The 15,283-nt window shown below is 63.0% G+C and carries 19 protein-coding genes; 12 read left to right on the top strand and 7 right to left on the bottom strand.

The genetic code is table 11. The annotated features are described in order from the left end of the window. The first annotated feature begins 74 nt into the window (after window positions 1-74). From A3722_RS07040 to A3722_RS07015, 6 genes are all read left to right on the top strand, one after another. Window positions 75-1,220 (top strand): ABC transporter substrate-binding protein, encoded by a 1,146-nt coding sequence (locus A3722_RS07040; protein WP_067626264.1) that lies wholly within the window; start codon window positions 75-77, stop codon window positions 1,218-1,220. Between the two features lie 98 nt (window positions 1,221-1,318). Next, complete coding sequence (locus A3722_RS07035; protein WP_067626265.1) at window positions 1,319-2,236, top strand: branched-chain amino acid ABC transporter permease; 918 nt, start codon at window positions 1,319-1,321, stop codon at window positions 2,234-2,236. Window positions 2,237-2,239: 3 nt separating this feature from the next. Further along, complete coding sequence (locus tag A3722_RS07030; RefSeq protein ID WP_067626267.1) at window positions 2,240-3,223, top strand: branched-chain amino acid ABC transporter permease; 984 nt, start codon at window positions 2,240-2,242, stop codon at window positions 3,221-3,223. 4 nt (window positions 3,224-3,227) lie between these two features. Then, entirely contained in the window at window positions 3,228-3,983 is a 756-nt protein-coding gene (locus A3722_RS07025; protein WP_067626273.1) for an ABC transporter ATP-binding protein, read from the top strand. Continuing rightward, a complete protein-coding gene (locus A3722_RS07020; RefSeq protein ID WP_067626269.1) occupies window positions 3,980-4,669 on the top strand; it encodes an ABC transporter ATP-binding protein in 690 nt (229 codons plus the stop codon). Before A3722_RS07025 ends, A3722_RS07020 begins: the two co-directional genes overlap by 4 nt. A 23-nt stretch (window positions 4,670-4,692) precedes the next feature. Further along, complete coding sequence (locus tag A3722_RS07015) at window positions 4,693-5,091, top strand: RidA family protein (protein WP_067626271.1); 399 nt, start codon at window positions 4,693-4,695, stop codon at window positions 5,089-5,091. Between the two features lie 18 nt (window positions 5,092-5,109). On the opposite strand, the gene A3722_RS07010 is transcribed toward A3722_RS07015, so the two are convergent. Genes A3722_RS07010 through A3722_RS07000 form a run of 3 tightly spaced genes read right to left on the bottom strand, consistent with a single transcriptional unit; the run spans window position 5,110 to window position 7,155 of the window. After that, on the bottom strand, window positions 5,110-5,916 hold the full coding sequence (locus A3722_RS07010; protein WP_201721977.1) for a metal ABC transporter permease: 807 nt from the start codon (window positions 5,914-5,916) through the stop codon (window positions 5,110-5,112). Next, the gene (locus A3722_RS07005; RefSeq protein WP_067628381.1) at window positions 5,909-6,679 is read right to left on the bottom strand and encodes a metal ABC transporter ATP-binding protein; all 771 of its coding nucleotides are present in this window, start codon (window positions 6,677-6,679) and stop codon (window positions 5,909-5,911) included. Before A3722_RS07005 ends, A3722_RS07010 begins: the two co-directional genes overlap by 8 nt. Beyond that, on the bottom strand, window positions 6,676-7,155 hold the full coding sequence (locus A3722_RS07000; protein ID WP_067628380.1) for a Fur family transcriptional regulator: 480 nt from the start codon (window positions 7,153-7,155) through the stop codon (window positions 6,676-6,678). The genes A3722_RS07005 and A3722_RS07000 overlap by 4 nt, the downstream gene beginning before the upstream one ends. A gap of 83 nt (window positions 7,156-7,238) precedes the next feature. On the opposite strand from A3722_RS07000, the gene A3722_RS06995 reads away from it, so the two are divergent. Then, window positions 7,239-8,378, top strand: a complete 1,140-nt coding sequence (locus tag A3722_RS06995) for a zinc ABC transporter substrate-binding protein (RefSeq protein WP_067628377.1) — start codon at window positions 7,239-7,241, stop codon at window positions 8,376-8,378. Between the two features lie 84 nt (window positions 8,379-8,462). Here A3722_RS06995 and A3722_RS06990 read toward each other — a convergent pair whose 3' ends face one another. From A3722_RS06990 to A3722_RS06975, 4 genes are all read right to left on the bottom strand, one after another. Further along, entirely contained in the window at window positions 8,463-10,484 is a 2,022-nt protein-coding gene (locus A3722_RS06990; protein ID WP_067628376.1) for a PhoX family protein, read from the bottom strand. Window positions 10,485-10,549: 65 nt separating this feature from the next. Then, window positions 10,550-11,608: a YeeE/YedE family protein gene (locus A3722_RS06985; RefSeq protein WP_067628374.1), complete on the bottom strand. Its 1,059-nt coding sequence runs from the start codon at window positions 11,606-11,608 to the stop codon at window positions 10,550-10,552. Then, window positions 11,601-11,939 (bottom strand): ArsR/SmtB family transcription factor, encoded by a 339-nt coding sequence (locus tag A3722_RS06980; RefSeq protein WP_067628371.1) that lies wholly within the window; start codon window positions 11,937-11,939, stop codon window positions 11,601-11,603. The genes A3722_RS06985 and A3722_RS06980 overlap by 8 nt, the downstream gene beginning before the upstream one ends. Next, window positions 11,936-12,298, bottom strand: coding sequence for a hypothetical protein (locus A3722_RS06975; RefSeq protein ID WP_067628367.1), 363 nt, complete (start codon window positions 12,296-12,298; stop codon window positions 11,936-11,938). Before A3722_RS06975 ends, A3722_RS06980 begins: the two co-directional genes overlap by 4 nt. A 97-nt stretch (window positions 12,299-12,395) precedes the next feature. Here A3722_RS06975 and A3722_RS06970 point away from each other — a divergent pair, with 97 nt between their 5' ends. The 5 genes from A3722_RS06970 (at window position 12,396) to soxZ (ending at window position 15,251) form a co-directional block, all read left to right on the top strand. After that, window positions 12,396-13,133 carry a cytochrome c biogenesis CcdA family protein gene (locus tag A3722_RS06970; protein WP_067628365.1) on the top strand — a complete coding sequence of 246 codons (738 nt, stop codon included), beginning with the start codon at window positions 12,396-12,398 and terminating at the stop codon, window positions 13,131-13,133. A 25-nt stretch (window positions 13,134-13,158) separates the two neighbouring features. Then, window positions 13,159-13,743 (top strand): thioredoxin family protein, encoded by a 585-nt coding sequence (locus A3722_RS06965; RefSeq protein ID WP_150120218.1) that lies wholly within the window; start codon window positions 13,159-13,161, stop codon window positions 13,741-13,743. Between the two features lie 136 nt (window positions 13,744-13,879). After that, a complete protein-coding gene (gene soxX, locus A3722_RS06960; RefSeq protein ID WP_441351407.1) occupies window positions 13,880-14,353 on the top strand; it encodes a sulfur oxidation c-type cytochrome SoxX in 474 nt (157 codons plus the stop codon). A gap of 115 nt (window positions 14,354-14,468) precedes the next feature. After that, window positions 14,469-14,888 carry a thiosulfate oxidation carrier protein SoxY gene (soxY, locus tag A3722_RS06955; protein WP_067628363.1) on the top strand — a complete coding sequence of 140 codons (420 nt, stop codon included), beginning with the start codon at window positions 14,469-14,471 and terminating at the stop codon, window positions 14,886-14,888. A 33-nt stretch (window positions 14,889-14,921) separates the two neighbouring features. Continuing rightward, window positions 14,922-15,251, top strand: a complete 330-nt coding sequence (gene soxZ / locus A3722_RS06950; protein WP_067628361.1) for a thiosulfate oxidation carrier complex protein SoxZ — start codon at window positions 14,922-14,924, stop codon at window positions 15,249-15,251. The last annotated feature ends 32 nt before the right edge of the window (window positions 15,252-15,283 follow it).

The following is a 15,283-nucleotide window of genomic DNA, read 5'->3' as shown; positions in this document are numbered from 1 at the left end:
ACTCGCTAAGCTGGCGATACGACCCAATAGAACGGGCCCGGACAAGAGGCCCAAACCAACCAAGGGAGACTGAAATGAAGATGAAATCACTTGTGATGGCGGCCTCGGTCGCGGCACTGGCGGCAGGCGGCGCATGGGCCGAAGAGGGTAAGGTGAAGGTCGGCATGATCACCACCCTCTCGGGCGGCGGCGCGGGCCTTGGCATCGACGTGCGCGATGGCTTTATGCTGGCCACAAAGATGGCCGGGAACGAGAACCTTGAGGTCGTGGTCGAAGACGACCAGCGCAAGCCCGAGATTGCAGTGCAATTGGCCGACAAGATGATCCAGTCCGAGAAGGTCGACGTGATGACCGGCATCATCTGGTCCAACCTCGCCATGGCCGTGGTGCCCGCGGCGACGGCGCAGGGCAAATTCTACCTCTCGCCCAACGCAGGCCCTTCGGCGCTGGCGGGCAAAGGCTGCAACCCGCTTTACTTCAACGTGGCATGGCAAAACGACAACCTGCACGAAGCAGCGGGCGCTTATGCCAATGACACGGGCTATGAAAACACCTTCATGCTGGCGCCGAACTATCCTGCGGGCAAGGACGCGCTGACGGGCTACAAACGGACCTATGACGGTGCAGCGGCCGGCGAGGTCTATACTGATCTGGGCCAAACCGACTATGCCGCCGAGATCGCGCAGATCCGTGCCTCGGGCGCTGACAGCGTGTTCTTCTTTTTGCCCGGCGGGATGGGGATTTCCTTCCTCAAGCAATATGCCAACTCGGGCGTGGATCTGCCCGTCGTGGGTCCGGCCTTCAGCTTTGACCAAGGCATCTTGCAGGCCGTGGGCGAGGCCGCTCTTGGGATCAAGAACACCAGCCAGTGGAACAAGGATCTTGATAACGAAGCCAACAAGACCTTCGTCGAAGCCTTTCAAGAGGAATACGACCGTCTGCCGTCGCTCTACGCCAGTCAGGGCTATGACACCGCGAACCTGCTGCTAAGCGCGATGGAGAAGGCGGATGTGTCGGATGCCGAAGCCTTTGGCGCGGCGCTGAAAGAGGCTGATTTCGACAGCGTGCGGGGCAAATTCTCGTTCGGTAACAACAACCACCCGATCCAAGACTACTACGTGCGCGAAGTGGTCAAAGAGGGTGGTGTCTATACCAACAAGCTGATCGGCCCGTCGTTGACCGATCACGCGGATGCCTACGCGGCTGACTGCAAAATGTAATCCCGCGCGGCCCCGGGCGCTGAATTGGCGCGCCGGGGCCGACGTATCAACGCTTTCACGCCGGTCCTCGCGTCCGGCGCGCCGGGAGGCTTTGCCAAATGTCACTCATCCTGCTGATTGAACAGGTGTTGAACGGAGTCCAATCCGGGGTCATGCTGTTTTTGATGGCCGCGGGGCTCACGCTCATCTTCGGGGTCATGGGGCTCATTAACCTCGCCCATGGTTCGCTCTACATGGTCGGTGCCTTTGCCGCCGCGGCGGTTGCGGCGGCGACGGGGTCGTTCCTCTTGGCGCTGGTGGCGGCCTTGGCCGCGGCGGCGCTGGCGGGCTGCTTGATCGAGATGACGGTGATCCGCAGGCTCTATGACCGCGACCACCTTGACCAAGTGTTGGCGACCTTTGCGCTGATCCTGATTTTCTCAGAAGGCACACGGTTTCTCTTTGGCTCCTTCCCGCTGTTTCTCGACATTCCTTCCGCGCTGGCGGGGCCTGTGACCCTGCCGGGCGGCATCCAGTATCCGCTCTACCGGCTCGTGATCATCGGCGTCGGGCTGGTGATTGCTGCAGGTCTGTTTCTGCTGATCGCCCGCACGCGCATCGGCATCCAGATCCGCGCAGGTGAGGCCGACCGCGAAATGATCGCAGCGCTTGGGGTCGATATCGCCAAACTCTACACGCTGATCTTCGCCCTTGGGGCCGCCCTTGCGGGTCTCGCCGGTGCGCTGGTGGGCGCGATCCAGTCGGTGCAGGTGGGCATGGGGGAGCCGGTGCTGATCCTTGCCTTTGTGGTGATCGTTATCGGCGGCATCGGCTCGATCAAGGGCGCGCTGATCGGGGCGCTGTTGGTGGGGCTGACGGATACGCTTGGCTCTGTCCTGCTGCCGCTCTTTTTTGCGAATTTCATGGAGGCCTCGGCGGCCACGTCCGTCGGCTCCTCGCTCGCCTCCATGTCGATTTACATTCTGATGGCGGGGGTCTTGCTGTTCAAACCCACCGGCCTCTTTGGGGAGGCCTGAGCCATGATGCGCGAAAAACTCGTAAACCTCTTTCTCTTCCTGCTGCTGCCGGTGACGGCGTTGGCGGCTTTCGCGTTGGACGAGCCATTCATCATCACGCTGGCCACCAAGGCGGCGATCCTCGCCCTTGCGGGCGTGGGGCTGAACATCGCGCTCGGCCTCGGCGGGCTGGTGAGCTTTGGCCATGCGGCATTCTTTGGGATCGGCGGCTATGCCATGGGTATTCTCGCCGCCCATGCGCAGAGCTACACACCGATCATGGAGAGCCCATTTCTGATCGAAGGCACCAAGTCGATGCCGGTGATCTGGCTGGTGGCGATCGTGGTCTCTGGTCTTGCTGCGCTGCTGATCGGGGCGCTGTCTTTGCGCACCTCGGGCGTCTATTTCATCATGGTCACGCTCGCCTTCGGGCAGATGCTGTTCTACTTCTCGATCTCATGGCCCGCCTATGGCGGCGAGGACGGGCTCTCGATTTATGTGCGCAACGGCTTTCCGGGGCTGAACACGCTTGATCCGCTGACCTTCTTTGCCATCGCCTTTGCGGTGCTGGCGCTGGTGCTGCTGTTTGCGGGGCGTCTGGCGCGGGCGCCCTTTGGCCTTGCGCTGTCGGCGGCGCGGCAGAATGCCGAGCGGGTCGAAGCCGTGGGTCTCGCGCCCTTCCGGCTGCGGCTGGTGGCCTTTGTCATCTCGGGGGCGGTGACAGGGCTGGCGGGCGCGCTTTTTGCCGATCTCAACCGTTTCGTCAGCCCGACGATGTTCTCGTGGCAGACCTCTGGTGAGATCATGATCTTCGTGATCCTTGGCGGGGTGGGGCGGCTCTTTGGCCCGGTGGCCGGGGCGGCGCTATTCATCTTGCTTGAGCATGTCTTGGGCGGGCTGTCGGAGTTCTGGCACATCTATCTGGGGCTGCTGCTGTTGCTGGTGGTGCTCTTTGCGCGCGGCGGCATGATCGGCCTCGTTGCTGGACGGGAGGTGGCCCATGACTGAAGGGATGACAGATGTGCTGTTGGACGTGCGCAACCTGCACAAAAGCTTTGGCGCGTTGAAGGCGACTGATGATGTCTCCCTCACCCTGCGGACGGGCGAAATCCACGCGCTTATCGGCCCCAACGGGGCGGGCAAGTCGACGCTGATCAAGCAGATCGCGGGCGGGCTGCGATCGGACAGCGGATCGGTCCAATTTGCCGGACAGGACGTGACGCCGATGACCACCGTGCAGCGTGCGCGGGCGGGGCTGGGGAGGACCTTCCAGATCTCCTCGCTGGCGATGGAATATACGGTGCTGCAAAACGCGGTGCTGGGCGCGCTTGGGCAATCGGGCCGGGTGATGCGTTTCTTCGCGCCGGTGATGCGGCAGCAGAAGTTGCGGCAAGAGGCGATGCGCGCCTTAGAGTTGGTAGGCCTCGCGGATCACGCGGCCAAGCGCACCGCGGACCTGTCGCATGGGCAACGTCGCCAGCTTGAAGTCGCCGTGGCGCTGACCCTGCGGCCCAAGGTGTTTCTGATGGACGAACCGATGGCGGGGCTCGGGGCCAGCGGCTCTAAGGAGATGACCGGCTTTCTCGACGGGCTGCGCCGCGAGGCGCCGATCCTGCTGGTGGAACATGACATGGACGCGGTTTTCGCGCTGGCGGACCGCATTTCGGTGCTGGTCTATGGCCAGATCATCGCCAGCGGCACGGCGGCCGAGATCAAGGCCGATCCGCAGGTCCGCGTGGCCTATCTGGGCGAGGAGGACGCGGCATGAGCTTGCTGGAGTTGAACGACATCACTGCCTCCTACGGGCCGACGCAGGCGCTTTTTGGCGTCGATCTGTCGCTAGAGGCAGGCGAGGTCTGCGCGCTGATGGGGCGCAACGGGATGGGCAAATCCTCGACCATCAAGGTGATCTGCCGGATGCTGAAACACGATGGCGGTGGGCTGCGCTTTGACGGGCGCGACATCGCGGGCCTGCCCAGTTTCCGCGCCGCGCAGGCCGGGGTGGGTCTGGTGCCCGAGGGTCGGCGCTGTTTCGCGCCGCTGACGGTGCACGAAAACCTCATCGCCGCCGCTCGCCCCGGTGCATGGGACGAGGCGCGGGTCACGGCGCTTTTCCCACGGCTGGGGGAGCGGCGCGATCAGGCGGCAGGCTCGCTTTCGGGCGGGGAGCAGCAGATGCTGGCGATTGGCCGTGCGTTGATGACCAACCCGAAATTGCTGCTGCTGGATGAAGCGACCGAGGGCTTGGCCCCCGTGGTGCGCCAAGAAATCTGGGCCGCTGTGGCGCAGCTTAAACGCGACAGCGGGCTGGCGCTTTTGGTGGTGGACAAATCCCTCGCCGAGCTGCGCCGCGTGGCCGATCACGCCGTCATTCTCGAACGTGGCCGCTCGGTCTGGTCTGGCCCGATGCCCGCGCTCGATTCCCAAATCGCCGATCAATTTCTCGGCGTGTGACTGTTAACAAAAAGGAACACGACATGTCGCATCAAATCATTCAGCCCGAAGGCTGGGCCCCCGCGAAGGGCTATGCAAACGGCGTGCTGAGCGCGGATGGTCACCTGTTCGTCGGCGGTCAGATCGGCTGGACCGCCGAGCAGAAGTTCGAATGCCATGACTTTATCGGCCAGATGAAACAGGCGTTGCAAAACATCCGCGAGGTGGTCGAAGCTGCTGGCGGCACGCCCGAAGATATCACCCGTCTGACGTGGTATGTGACGGATAAGAAAGAATACCTTGCCGCGCAAAAGGACGTGGGCCGCGCCTATCGTGAGGTCATGGGCAAGCATTTCCCGGCCATGGCAATGGTGGTCGTCGCCGAATTGGTCGAGGATGACGCCAAACTTGAGATCGAAGCCGATGCGGTGATCTCGCGCTAAGCGATCCCGCCGCCGGGGTCAGCCGCGGCGGCGCAACGCCGGAAGCGCCGCCGAAAAGGCCGAGGAGAGCGCAAAGAGACCTGCGGCGATGCTGACGATGCTGGGCCCTGTCGGCGTGTCGAATTCCAGTGATGCCATCAGCCCGCCCAACGCCGCCAGAGCGCCCAGTCCCATCGCCCAAATCGCCATAGTCTCAGGCGTGCGGGCAAAGGGGCGGGCGGTGGCGGCGGGGATGATCAGCATGGCGGCGATGAGCAGTGCGCCCACGACCTTGATGGCCACGGCCACCATGATCGCCAGTGCCAGTGTCAGGATCAATTGCTCGCGTTTCGGGTTCCCGCCGGAGGCCTGCGCCAGGTCCGGGTTCAACGTGGCGGCCAGCAGCGCAGACCAGCGCCACGCCAACAGCAGCGCCACGGCCAGCGCACCGCCCCAAATGACGGCAAGGTCGAAGCGGGTGACAGCAAGGATTTCCCCAAAAAGGTAAGACGACAGATCAACCCGCTGCCCCGGCAGCAGGGACACGGCCACCAACCCAAGCGCCAGCGCGGAATGGGCCATGACGCCCAAAAGCGCATCGGCGCTGACATTGCGACCCGAGAGCGTGCTGATCACCAGCGCCATCACCAGCGCCACCAAAAGCACGCCTGCGGTGATCGGCAGATCGGTCGCCAGCGCCAAGGCCACGCCTAGCAAGGCCGCGTGGCTGGTGGCATCGCCGAAATAGGCCATGCGCCGCCAGATCACGAAACAGCCCAAGGGCGCGGCGGCCAGCGCTACGCCAAGCCCGGCAAGCGCTGCGCGCAGAATAAATTCGTCAAGCATTCTCGGTCTCTTTGTGGTGCCCATCACATGCGTCGCCGTGGTGATGGGTGTGATGGTGGTGGTGATGGTCGTGATCATGGCGGTAAAGCGCCAGCGCCCCTTGGGTGCCGCTGCCGAAGAGCGCGCGGTATTCAGGCGCGTCAGCCACGGTTTCGGGCGTGCCTTCGCAGCAGACATGGCCATTGAGGCAGAGCACCCGGTCACTGGCGGCCATCACGACGTGAAGATCATGGCTGACCATCAGCACGGCGCAGCCCAAGTCTTGGCGCACCGTTTCGATCTGGCGGTAAAAGGCGGCAGAGCCGGGTTGATCCAGCCCTTGGGTCGCCTCATCGAGGATCAACAGATCGGGCTTCTCCAGCAGCGCACGGGCCAGCAACACGCGCTGGAACTGCCCGCCGGAAAGGTCGACCATCTGCCGCTCGGCCAGTTCCGGTACGCCAGCGGTGGCAAGGGCATCGCGGATCGCCTCGGGCTTTTGGCGGCGCGGCAGGTTGACGAAACGGCGCACGGTCAACGGCAGGGTGGCATCGATCTGCAACTTCTGCGGCACATAGCCGATGCGCAGCCCCGATTTGCGGGACACCTTGCCCGCCGCCGGTTTCAGCGCCCCGATCAGCGCCCGCAGCAGGCTGGATTTGCCCGATCCGTTGGGGCCGACGATCGTGACGATCTCCCCCGGTTCGATGTTGAAGTTCACATCGCGCAGGGCGGTTTGCCCGTCGTGGCGCAGGGTCAGGCCACGGGTCTCAATCAGGCTCATGCGCCGGTCTCCTGACAGGCGGGGCAAAGGCCCTCGGCCTCGACCACGCTGCGCTCAATGCGGAAGCCTGCGGCCCGGGCGGCATCGCCAAGGCGGCTTTTGGTGGGGGAGGTTTCGGCCTCTGCCACCGACCGGCAACTGCGGCAGATCAGAAAGGCGGGCGCGTGGTCTTCGCCCGGATGCACGCAGCCGACATAGGCGTTGAGCGCTTCGATCTTATGGGCCAGCCCGGCTTTGACCAGAAAATCCAAGGCGCGATAGGCGACGGGGGGCTGCGCGCCCAAGCCTTCGGCCGAGAGATGGGCCAAGAGGTCATAGGCGCCCAAAGCGCGGTGCTCTGACAGCAAAATTTCAAGCGCGCGGCGGCGCACCGGCGTCAGCCGCAGCCCGCGCGCGGCGCATTGTGCTTCGGCGGCCTGCATGGTGCTGCGCATACAAGCAGCGTGGTCGTGATCGCGGAATTCGATGGCGCTCATAGGGGACCTCAATTCGTTTGGGTATTGATATGTTATAACAGCGGTGGTAGCAAGGTGATACTATAACATTTTTAAGGTCTGCCATGTATCGTTTCACGCTCCCCGCTGCCATTCTTGCCTCTGCCGCATCGCCGCTTTGGGCGGATGTGCCCGCAGTCGCCACGGATATCGCCCCGGTTCACGCGCTGGTGTCTCAGGTGATGGAAGGGGTTGGCACGCCCGACCTCATCGTGCCGCCGCGCAGTTCGCCACATGGCTATGCGATGCGCCCTTCCGAGGCGCGGGCGCTGAGCGGGGCGGACTTGGTCGTCTGGGTCGGCCCGTTGCTGACCCCTTGGCTGGCCGATCCGCTGGAATCTCTTGCCAGCAGCGCGAGCCATCTGGCCTTGTTGGAGCAGCCGGGCACCCGCGTCTTGGCGTTCCGTGAGGGGGCGACATTCGAAGCCCATGATCACGGCGATGAAGGCCGCGGGGCGGAGGAGCATCCCGAAAAGGGGGATGATCACGACGCGCATGGTCACGACGCCCATGGTGACGAGGCGCATGAGGAGCATGACCACGAAGAGCATGACGATGAGGAGCATGGTCACGAAGGGCATGACCACGACGCGCACGGTCACGCAGGACAGGACGACGCAGGACATGACGCGCCAGCGCCTGACGAAGGACATGACGATCACGGGCATGATGAGGCTCATGCGCATAGCGGCGTTGACCCCCACGTCTGGCTTGATCCGCAGAACGGTCAGCTTTGGCTGGGCCAGATCGCCGAGGCGTTGGCCGAGCTAGACCCCGACAACGCCGCACAGTACCGTGAGAACGCCGCCGCGGCGCAGGCCGAGCTTGCCGCCTTGGAAGAGGACATCGCCGAGACCCTCGCCCCGGTTAAAAGCCGCCCCTTCATCGTTTTCCATGATGCCTACCACTATTTCGAAGCGCGTTTTGACATCGAAGCACGGGGCGCCATCAGCGAGAATGACGCCCGCGCGCCCGGCGCGGCGCGGGTCTCTGAACTGCGCGACTTGGTGGCCGAGAGCGGCGCGAAATGCGTCTTTGCCGAGCCGCAGTTCAACCCCGGCCTGATCGCCGCCGTGACCGAAGGGCAGGGCACCGGGACCGGCACGCTCGATCCGCTGGGGGCTGATCTGGAACCGGGCGCAGCGCTCTATGCCGATCTGCTGCGCGGCATGGCAGAGAACATGGCCGCTTGCCTGTCGGATTGAGCCTAGCGCCGAAACGAAAAAGTGGTGCAGCTGGGGAAGCTGCACCACATCTTACATGCTGAAATAACTTTTATAGAATTCTGATCAGACGGCGATTTTACCGCCGCCCTCTTTGGTGATGACAACCACCGCCGGGCGCGGAGGCATCTTGGTGTCGAAGTCGGGCCAGCGGGTAGCTGGGTCTTCGAAGGTGCTTTCCCGCTCGAAACCGGGGATGTCTTTGGTCCCGTCCGTACCGGGGTGCTGCACCGCGACGAAAAGCGTCTCGCCATCCTCGGTGAAGTAGGGGCCGCACATCTCACCGCCCACGGGGCAGCGGAAGAAGAGCTTTGAGGTGCCGCGCGCCTCGCCTTCGGTCTCTAGCGCGTAAAGCCCGTCGGATTTACCGGTCTTGCCCCAGCTGCTGCCCTGATCGGTGCTGATCCAGAGCCGCCCGTCGGCGTCCATCGCGGCGTTGTCGGGGCTGCCGAACCAGCCGTTTTCCGACGTTTCGGGGTTCCACTGCGCGCCGACCTCGGCAACCTTTGGGTCACCGCATTTCACGAGGATCGACCAAGTGCCGCTGGTGGCGGCGTGGTCGGCGTTTTCTTCCTTGATCTCGATGATATGGCCAAAACTGCTGTCGGCGCGCGGGTTAGCGGCGTTGGTGTCGCCTTCCTTGCGCTTGGTGTTGTTGGTCAGCAGGATATAGGCCGTGCCATCGCCGCGCGGCTGCGCGTCTTCGGGGCGGTCCATGGGGGTGGCGCCCAGCAGGTCGGCGGCGATGCGTGTGTCGATCATCACGTCGCCTTGGTCGTTAAAGCCGTTCTCGGCGGTCAGTGGTCCGGTGCCATGCACCAGCGGCAGCCAGTTGATCGTGCCGTCCTCTTCAAAGCGCGCGACATAGAGCGTACCCTCGTCCAGCAGAGCGCCATTGGCCGCCGGATCATCGGAAACGGTGCCTTCGGAGACGTATTTGTACTGGTAGTCAAAGCGGTTGTCGTCGCCCATATAGACCACCAGCTTGCCATCTTTGCTGACCGTGGTCTCGGCGCCCTCATGGCGGAAACGGCCCAGAGCGGTGCGTTTGACGGGGGTCGAGGTCGGGTCCATCGGGTCGACCTCAACCACCCAGCCGAATTTGTTGGGCATGTTGGGTTCGGCGTCGACGTTGAAACGGTCGTGTTTCTGGCCCCAAGCGTACCACATGCCCGGCACACCGTAGCGGTCCCATGATTTCTCCTCCGCGGCACCGGTGATGTCGGGCTTGCCTTCGGCGTCCAGCTTGTCGGTCCAGAAATAGCCGTGGAAGTTCTCTTCGGCCATTAGCCATGTGCCCCAAGGGGTCAGCCCGCCCGCGCAGTTGTTAAGCGTGCCGATGACCTGGGTGCCACTAGGATCGTCGTTGGTCTTCATCCGCGCGTGACCGGCGGCAGGGCCGCTCAGCGTCATCGCGGTGTCGAGCGGGGTAATGCGGCGGTTCATCTTGCCATCGCGCACCACCTGCCATTTGCCCGCATCGTCGCGGGCGATCTCGACGACAGAGCCGCCGTGGGCGGCCATCTCGATGTCGATCAACTCAGGCGTCATGCCTTTGAAGTGCACCTTGTCCTGACGGCCCAGACCGGGGAACATGACCTCTTCGTTGGTGTATTCGTGGTTCACGCACAAAAGGCCACGGCTGCCGTCTTCGTTCAGCGGCACGAAGCCCACGTAGTCGTTGTTATAGCCGAACTGTTTGAGCTGCGCGGCGGCGGTTTGGTTCATCACGTCGAATTCGGGCGCGTCGGCGGTGATCGGATCGCCCCACCGCAGCAGGATCTGCGCATCATAGCCGGGGGCGACGTGGTGGGTTTCATCATTGCCCCATGCCAGTTCGTCAAAGACATAGCGGCTCTCGGCGGCGCGGGCCTTGGACGGGGCGATGGCGGCGGCGGTGCCGAAAAGCGCGGTGGTGGCGGAAACCCCAAGCATGCCGCGCAGGATGTCGCGGCGGCCATAGCGGGCGTTGATCACATCGCCGATGGTGCGCGACAGGTTCGCGTTGGTGGGGATGTCGTCAAAGGCCTCAAAGGCTTCGGCCTTGTTGCCGATGGCGGGGTCGTTGAGGATATCGCGGCGGGTCATCATGCTTCCTTTGCTGACTTGGCTGGCCCCCATCTGCACCAAGACTGTCACGGTTTTATGACGCGTCAGAAGGCGCTGCGGCGAAATCCTACGATGAGTTGGCGCAGGCCCAAAGCGGCCCCGGCAAAGATCGACGCCAAGGTGACAGGCCCACTGAAGGCCAGCACCGAGATGGCCGAGATGCCTTGCCCGATGGTGCAGCCCATAGCGATCACCGCGCCTGCGCCCATAAGCCCAGCACCAAATATCTGGCGCCGCAGTTCGCGCGGGTCTTCGCAGGCCTCCCAACGGAAATGCCCCTGCCAGAGCGAGCCGAGGAAGGCGCCGACCCAGACGCCCGAGACCGAGCCGATGCCAAAGCTCAACGGGCGGACAGAGCCCTGCATGGCGTAGAGCAGTGTCTCTCCTACCGGGGCGGCATAGCTGTGAGACATGAGTGTCTGTGTGCCAAAGCCGGTCTGTGCCAGCCAAGCCGTGCCCGCCCAGCCCGAGACGATGGCGAGACCGGCGATCACGCTCCAGAAAACCATTCGAAAATCGCGGCAAAAGCTGCGGGCGCTCAGCATAAGGGCACAGATCACCATCCCCACAGCCACGCCGATCATGGCCACCGATCCGCCTGTGAGTGCGGAGAGCGCATGGGCGATGCCATCGGGCGGACCTGCGTTCAATTGCCGGGGGAAGAGGAACACACGCGCCGGGGCGAGAGGGCCAGAGAGCACGGCAAAGGCCGCCAGCCCCATGACCAAGACAATCACGAAGGCGCGCAGATCACCTCCGCCAAGCCGCGCCAATGCGCCAAAACCGCAGGTGCCCGCCAGCGCCATCCCGTAGCCAAAGATCAGCCCGCCAAAGATCGCGGGCGCCCATGAGAAGGCGATGGTCAGGTGAAAGGCGCGGTCGATGTTGATCAGGCCAAGACCGCCGAGGGTGAAACTGCCCAGCATCGCCACGCCGATGGCCAAGCCCCACATGCGCATTCGGTGGCTGGAGCCGCCATAGAGCAGGTCTTCGATGGCGCCCATTGTACAGAACCGCCCCAATCGTGCGGCAAGGCCCAGCAATACGCCGCCCAATCCACCCAAGAGGGCGGCGGTCAGCGGCTGGCCCAGAAGCTCAATCATCCTTGCAGAACAATTCGTAGACCAGCTCCAGCATTTTGCGCGGGCGGTCATCGGCCAGACGGTAGTAAATCGTTTTACCGTCGCGCCGCGGTGTCACCAAACCTTCGAGCCTGAGCCGCGAGAGTTGCTGCGATACCGCCGCCTGCCGGGTCGAGAGCAGGGCTTCCAACTCGCTCACCGATTTCTCACCCGAAACAAGGTGACACAGGATCATCAAGCGCCCCTCATGGCTGATCGCCTTGAGGAAATTCGATGCGGTCACGGCATTGGTCAGCATGCGGTCCATGTCCTCTTCGGACATGTCGGGTGTCATCACGGGCAGGGCTGTCATTCGGTCGGTTCCTCGAAATCAGTCTTGTCGCGTAATAGCATATTCAGCATGGGCCAGAAAAATTCTGCGCCGGGGTAGCCTTCGAGACGGCCCAGTTCGGTGTCATCTTCAACCAGCAGGAAGGTCGGCGTAAAGACCACCGCGCGCTGTGGGGTGACGCTGTCCTCAACGACAGAGATATCGACGCGGCGCAGCGGGGCAAACTTCCCTTCGGCGGTCTTGGGGTAGGCGGGGGCGATCTCATTGTCCCAGCGTTCGCAATAGATGCAGCCGGGCTGTTCGACCATGACCAATTCCACCGCTAAGGCGGGCAGGGCGGTTAGGGCCGCGAGGCTCAGGGCGGTCACTGTGCGGATCATTGGCTTGCCTGATTGACGTTTGGACAACACTCAACGTAATTTGAATATGTGAATTGTTCAAGCGCGGCGACATGTGTCGGCGGAGGCGGGGGGTAACATGTTCGACATCACCTATGCAGGCGCGCTGCTGGCGGGGCTGCTCAGCTTCTTTACGCCCTGCATTCTGCCGATGGTGCCGTTCTACCTCAGCTATATGGCGGGGCTCAGCGTGACCGAGTTGCGCGGCGATGGCGCGATTGCGCCGGGGGCGCAGCGTCGGTTGGTGCTGTCTTCGGTGCTATTTGCGCTTGGGGTCTCGACGATCTTTGTGCTCTTGGGCATGGGGGCCACAGCCTTGGGGCAGGTGTTTACGCAATACCTTGAGCCGCTGAGCTGGGTGGCGGCGGCGATCTTGTTGGTCTTTGGCCTGCATTTTCTGGGCGTCATCAAGGTGCCGCTGCTCTACCGCGAAGCGCGGTTAGAGGGGGGCGGCAAGCCCACGTCGATCTGGGGCGCCTATGTGATGGGGCTGGCCTTTGGCTTTGGCTGGACACCCTGTGTGGGCCCGGCGCTGGCGGCGATCTTGATGATAGCGTCGGGCATGGGGGACATCACGCATGGGGGGCTGTTGTTGTTCGCCTATGGCGTCGGGATGACCGCGCCCTTCGTGGTGGCGGCCCTCTTTGCCAAGCCGTTCCTCAGCTGGGCAGCGCGGCATATGGCGCTGGTGCAAAAGGTGGAAAAGGCGATGGGGGTCATGCTGATCCTCTTTGCCGTGCTGATCGTGACGGGCGGGGTGCAATTGATCGCGGATGCGATGATCCGTTGGTTCCCCAGCTTCACGACGTTAGGGTAACCGCAACAAGGAGGAGGACGCCAAGATGATTATCTCAAGGATAGGGGCCGCAGTGGCGGCAGCGGTGCTGGCTTGGCCATTGGCCGCGGCGGAACTGGGCGACGACGGGTTGCATAAGACGGCTTGGATGCGCGACACCTTCAAAGACCTGCGCGAGGATTTGGAGGAGGCCAACGCCGAAGACAAGCGCCTGATGCTGATGTTCGAGCAGCGCGGCTGCATCTATTGCACCAAGATGCACGAGGAGGTCTATCCCGCCCCCGAAATCGCAAATTATATCGAAGAGAATTACTTCGTCGTGCAGCTCAACCTGCACGGGGACATCGAAGTGACCGATTTCGATGGTGAGACCCTCTCGGAAAAGCAGATGGCGCGGAAATGGGGGATTCTATTTACCCCAACGCTGATGTTCCTGCCCCAAGAGGTGGCCGAAGGCGCAGCCGCGCCGCAGGCCGCGGTGGCGGTGATGCCGGGTGCCTTTGGCAAGGGTACTACGCTGGATATGCTGACTTGGGTCAACGAAGAACGCTACGCCCTCGAAGGCGACGAGGATTTCCAGCGATACCATGCGCGGTTGATCCAAGAACGCAGCAATGGCAGCACGGATTAACCCATGAAAAACAGCGCCGCGGATGTAAAGCTATTCAAAATTTTGAATTTGTTGTTGCGCCGCGCCGCATCCCTGTCTTAGGGTCAGGTAAACCGGATCACACATCACCGTGATCGGCACTGGGAGGAAGTTTTCGATGATGAGATGGATCGCCGCCGCAATTGTGTCGGGCGCGCCCGTTCTGGCCGCCGCTGAAACCGTGGCACCTGCCGACGTGACCTATGATGACTATGGTTCGGTTGAACAATCCTTGACCGGCACGGCCGGAGACGCCGCCAGCGGTGCCGCCATCGTCGGCAACAAAAAGGCGGGCAACTGCGTGGCCTGCCACCAGATCGGCGCGCTCAGCGATGTGCCTTTCCAAGGTGAGATCGGCCCGATGCTTGACGGGGCGGGCGACCGCTGGACCGAGGCAGAGCTGCGCGGCATCGTTGCCAACAGCAAAATGACCTTCGAAGGCTCGATGATGCCGTCTTACTACAAGACAAGCGGGTACATCCGCCCCGGCGATGGTTTCACCGGCAAGGCCGCGTCTGAGCCGCTGCCGCCCCTGTTGGACGCCCAGCAGATCGAAGATATCGTGGCGTTCTTGGTCACGTTGAAAGAGTAACGCGGGGCCCGTCGCAGCCAAGGGGCGGCGGAAGGCTCGACAGATCATCGCGGTCAGCGCACCGCGGCAATGGAATTACGGCGCAGAGCGCCGTTGACGCATAAGGAGATGAGAGATGAACTTCTCAAGACGTGAAACTTTCGGCCTCGGCCTTGGTGCCGTGGCGCTGACCATGCTGCCCGTGGGGGCCTCTGCCGCCACGGTCGACGAGCTGATCGCGGAATTCACCGGCGGGGCCGATATGGCCGACACCGGCGTGACCCTGACCGCCCCCGAAATCGCGGAAAACGGCAACACCGTGCCAATCTCGGTCGAAGCGCCGGGTGCTTCCGCGATCATGGTGCTGGCCACTGGCAACCCGACACCGCCCGTCGGCACCTTTAACTTCGGCCCCTTGGCAGGGAGCCGCAGCGCCTCCACCCGCATTCGTTTGGCCACGACCCAAGACGTTGTTGCCATCGCCAAGCTGGAAGACGGCACATTCGCCCGCACCAGCGCAGAGATCAAAGTCACAATCGGCGGCTGCGGTGGCTAAGCCCGCGCGCCCCTATTTTCAGGAGTTTTCAAAATGGCAGAAGGTGTAACCCCTCGCGTCAAAGTGCCGAAAAAAGCCGAAGCAGGTGAGGTCATCACGATCAAGACCCTGATCAGCCACCCGATGGAATCGGGTCAGCGCAAAGACGGCGACGGCAATGTCATCCCGCGTTCGATCATCAACCGCTTCACCGCTGAGTTCAACGGCGAGAGCGTGATCGACGTGAAGATGGAACCGGCGATGTCGACCAACCCCTATTTCGAATTTGACGCCACTGTGCCTGAGGCCGGCGACTTCAAATTCACGTGGTACGATGACGACGGTTCGGTCTACGAAGAAGTCAAATCCGTGGCGGTGGGCTGACCTGCGTCAGCCTAAACCGCGAGCGGAACAGG

Origin of the sequence: Sulfitobacter sp. HI0027 (assembly GCF_001634775.1) — a bacterium.
In the GTDB taxonomy this organism is placed as follows: domain Bacteria; phylum Pseudomonadota; class Alphaproteobacteria; order Rhodobacterales; family Rhodobacteraceae; genus Sulfitobacter.
This window is presented reverse-complemented; position numbering and strand designations above follow the sequence as displayed.

Excerpts from the sequence above, each read along its gene's own strand:
- A3722_RS07040 (WP_067626264.1), top strand. The coding sequence starts at position 75 with ATGAAGATGAAATCACTTGTGATGGCGGCCTCGGTCGCGGCACTGGCG.
- soxY (WP_067628363.1), top strand. The coding sequence starts at position 14,469 with ATGAACTTCTCAAGACGTGAAACTTTCGGCCTCGGCCTTGGTGCCGTG.
- A3722_RS07000 (WP_067628380.1), bottom strand. The coding sequence starts at position 7,155 with ATGAGCGCCATCGAATTCCGCGATCACGACCACGCTGCTTGTATGCGC.
- A3722_RS06970 (WP_067628365.1), top strand. The coding sequence starts at position 12,396 with ATGTTCGACATCACCTATGCAGGCGCGCTGCTGGCGGGGCTGCTCAGC.
- A3722_RS07020 (WP_067626269.1), top strand. The coding sequence starts at position 3,980 with ATGAGCTTGCTGGAGTTGAACGACATCACTGCCTCCTACGGGCCGACG.
- A3722_RS06965 (WP_150120218.1), top strand. The coding sequence starts at position 13,159 with ATGATTATCTCAAGGATAGGGGCCGCAGTGGCGGCAGCGGTGCTGGCT.
- A3722_RS07035 (WP_067626265.1), top strand. The coding sequence starts at position 1,319 with ATGTCACTCATCCTGCTGATTGAACAGGTGTTGAACGGAGTCCAATCC.
- A3722_RS07025 (WP_067626273.1), top strand. The coding sequence starts at position 3,228 with ATGACAGATGTGCTGTTGGACGTGCGCAACCTGCACAAAAGCTTTGGC.
- A3722_RS06975 (WP_067628367.1), bottom strand. The coding sequence starts at position 12,298 with ATGATCCGCACAGTGACCGCCCTGAGCCTCGCGGCCCTAACCGCCCTG.
- A3722_RS07030 (WP_067626267.1), top strand. The coding sequence starts at position 2,240 with ATGATGCGCGAAAAACTCGTAAACCTCTTTCTCTTCCTGCTGCTGCCG.
- soxX (WP_441351407.1), top strand. The coding sequence starts at position 13,880 with ATGATGAGATGGATCGCCGCCGCAATTGTGTCGGGCGCGCCCGTTCTG.
- A3722_RS06990 (WP_067628376.1), bottom strand. The coding sequence starts at position 10,484 with ATGACCCGCCGCGATATCCTCAACGACCCCGCCATCGGCAACAAGGCC.
- soxZ (WP_067628361.1), top strand. The coding sequence starts at position 14,922 with ATGGCAGAAGGTGTAACCCCTCGCGTCAAAGTGCCGAAAAAAGCCGAA.
- A3722_RS07015 (WP_067626271.1), top strand. The coding sequence starts at position 4,693 with ATGTCGCATCAAATCATTCAGCCCGAAGGCTGGGCCCCCGCGAAGGGC.
- A3722_RS07010 (WP_201721977.1), bottom strand. The coding sequence starts at position 5,916 with ATGCTTGACGAATTTATTCTGCGCGCAGCGCTTGCCGGGCTTGGCGTA.
- A3722_RS06995 (WP_067628377.1), top strand. The coding sequence starts at position 7,239 with ATGTATCGTTTCACGCTCCCCGCTGCCATTCTTGCCTCTGCCGCATCG.
- A3722_RS06985 (WP_067628374.1), bottom strand. The coding sequence starts at position 11,608 with ATGATTGAGCTTCTGGGCCAGCCGCTGACCGCCGCCCTCTTGGGTGGA.
- A3722_RS06980 (WP_067628371.1), bottom strand. The coding sequence starts at position 11,939 with ATGACAGCCCTGCCCGTGATGACACCCGACATGTCCGAAGAGGACATG.
- A3722_RS07005 (WP_067628381.1), bottom strand. The coding sequence starts at position 6,679 with ATGAGCCTGATTGAGACCCGTGGCCTGACCCTGCGCCACGACGGGCAA.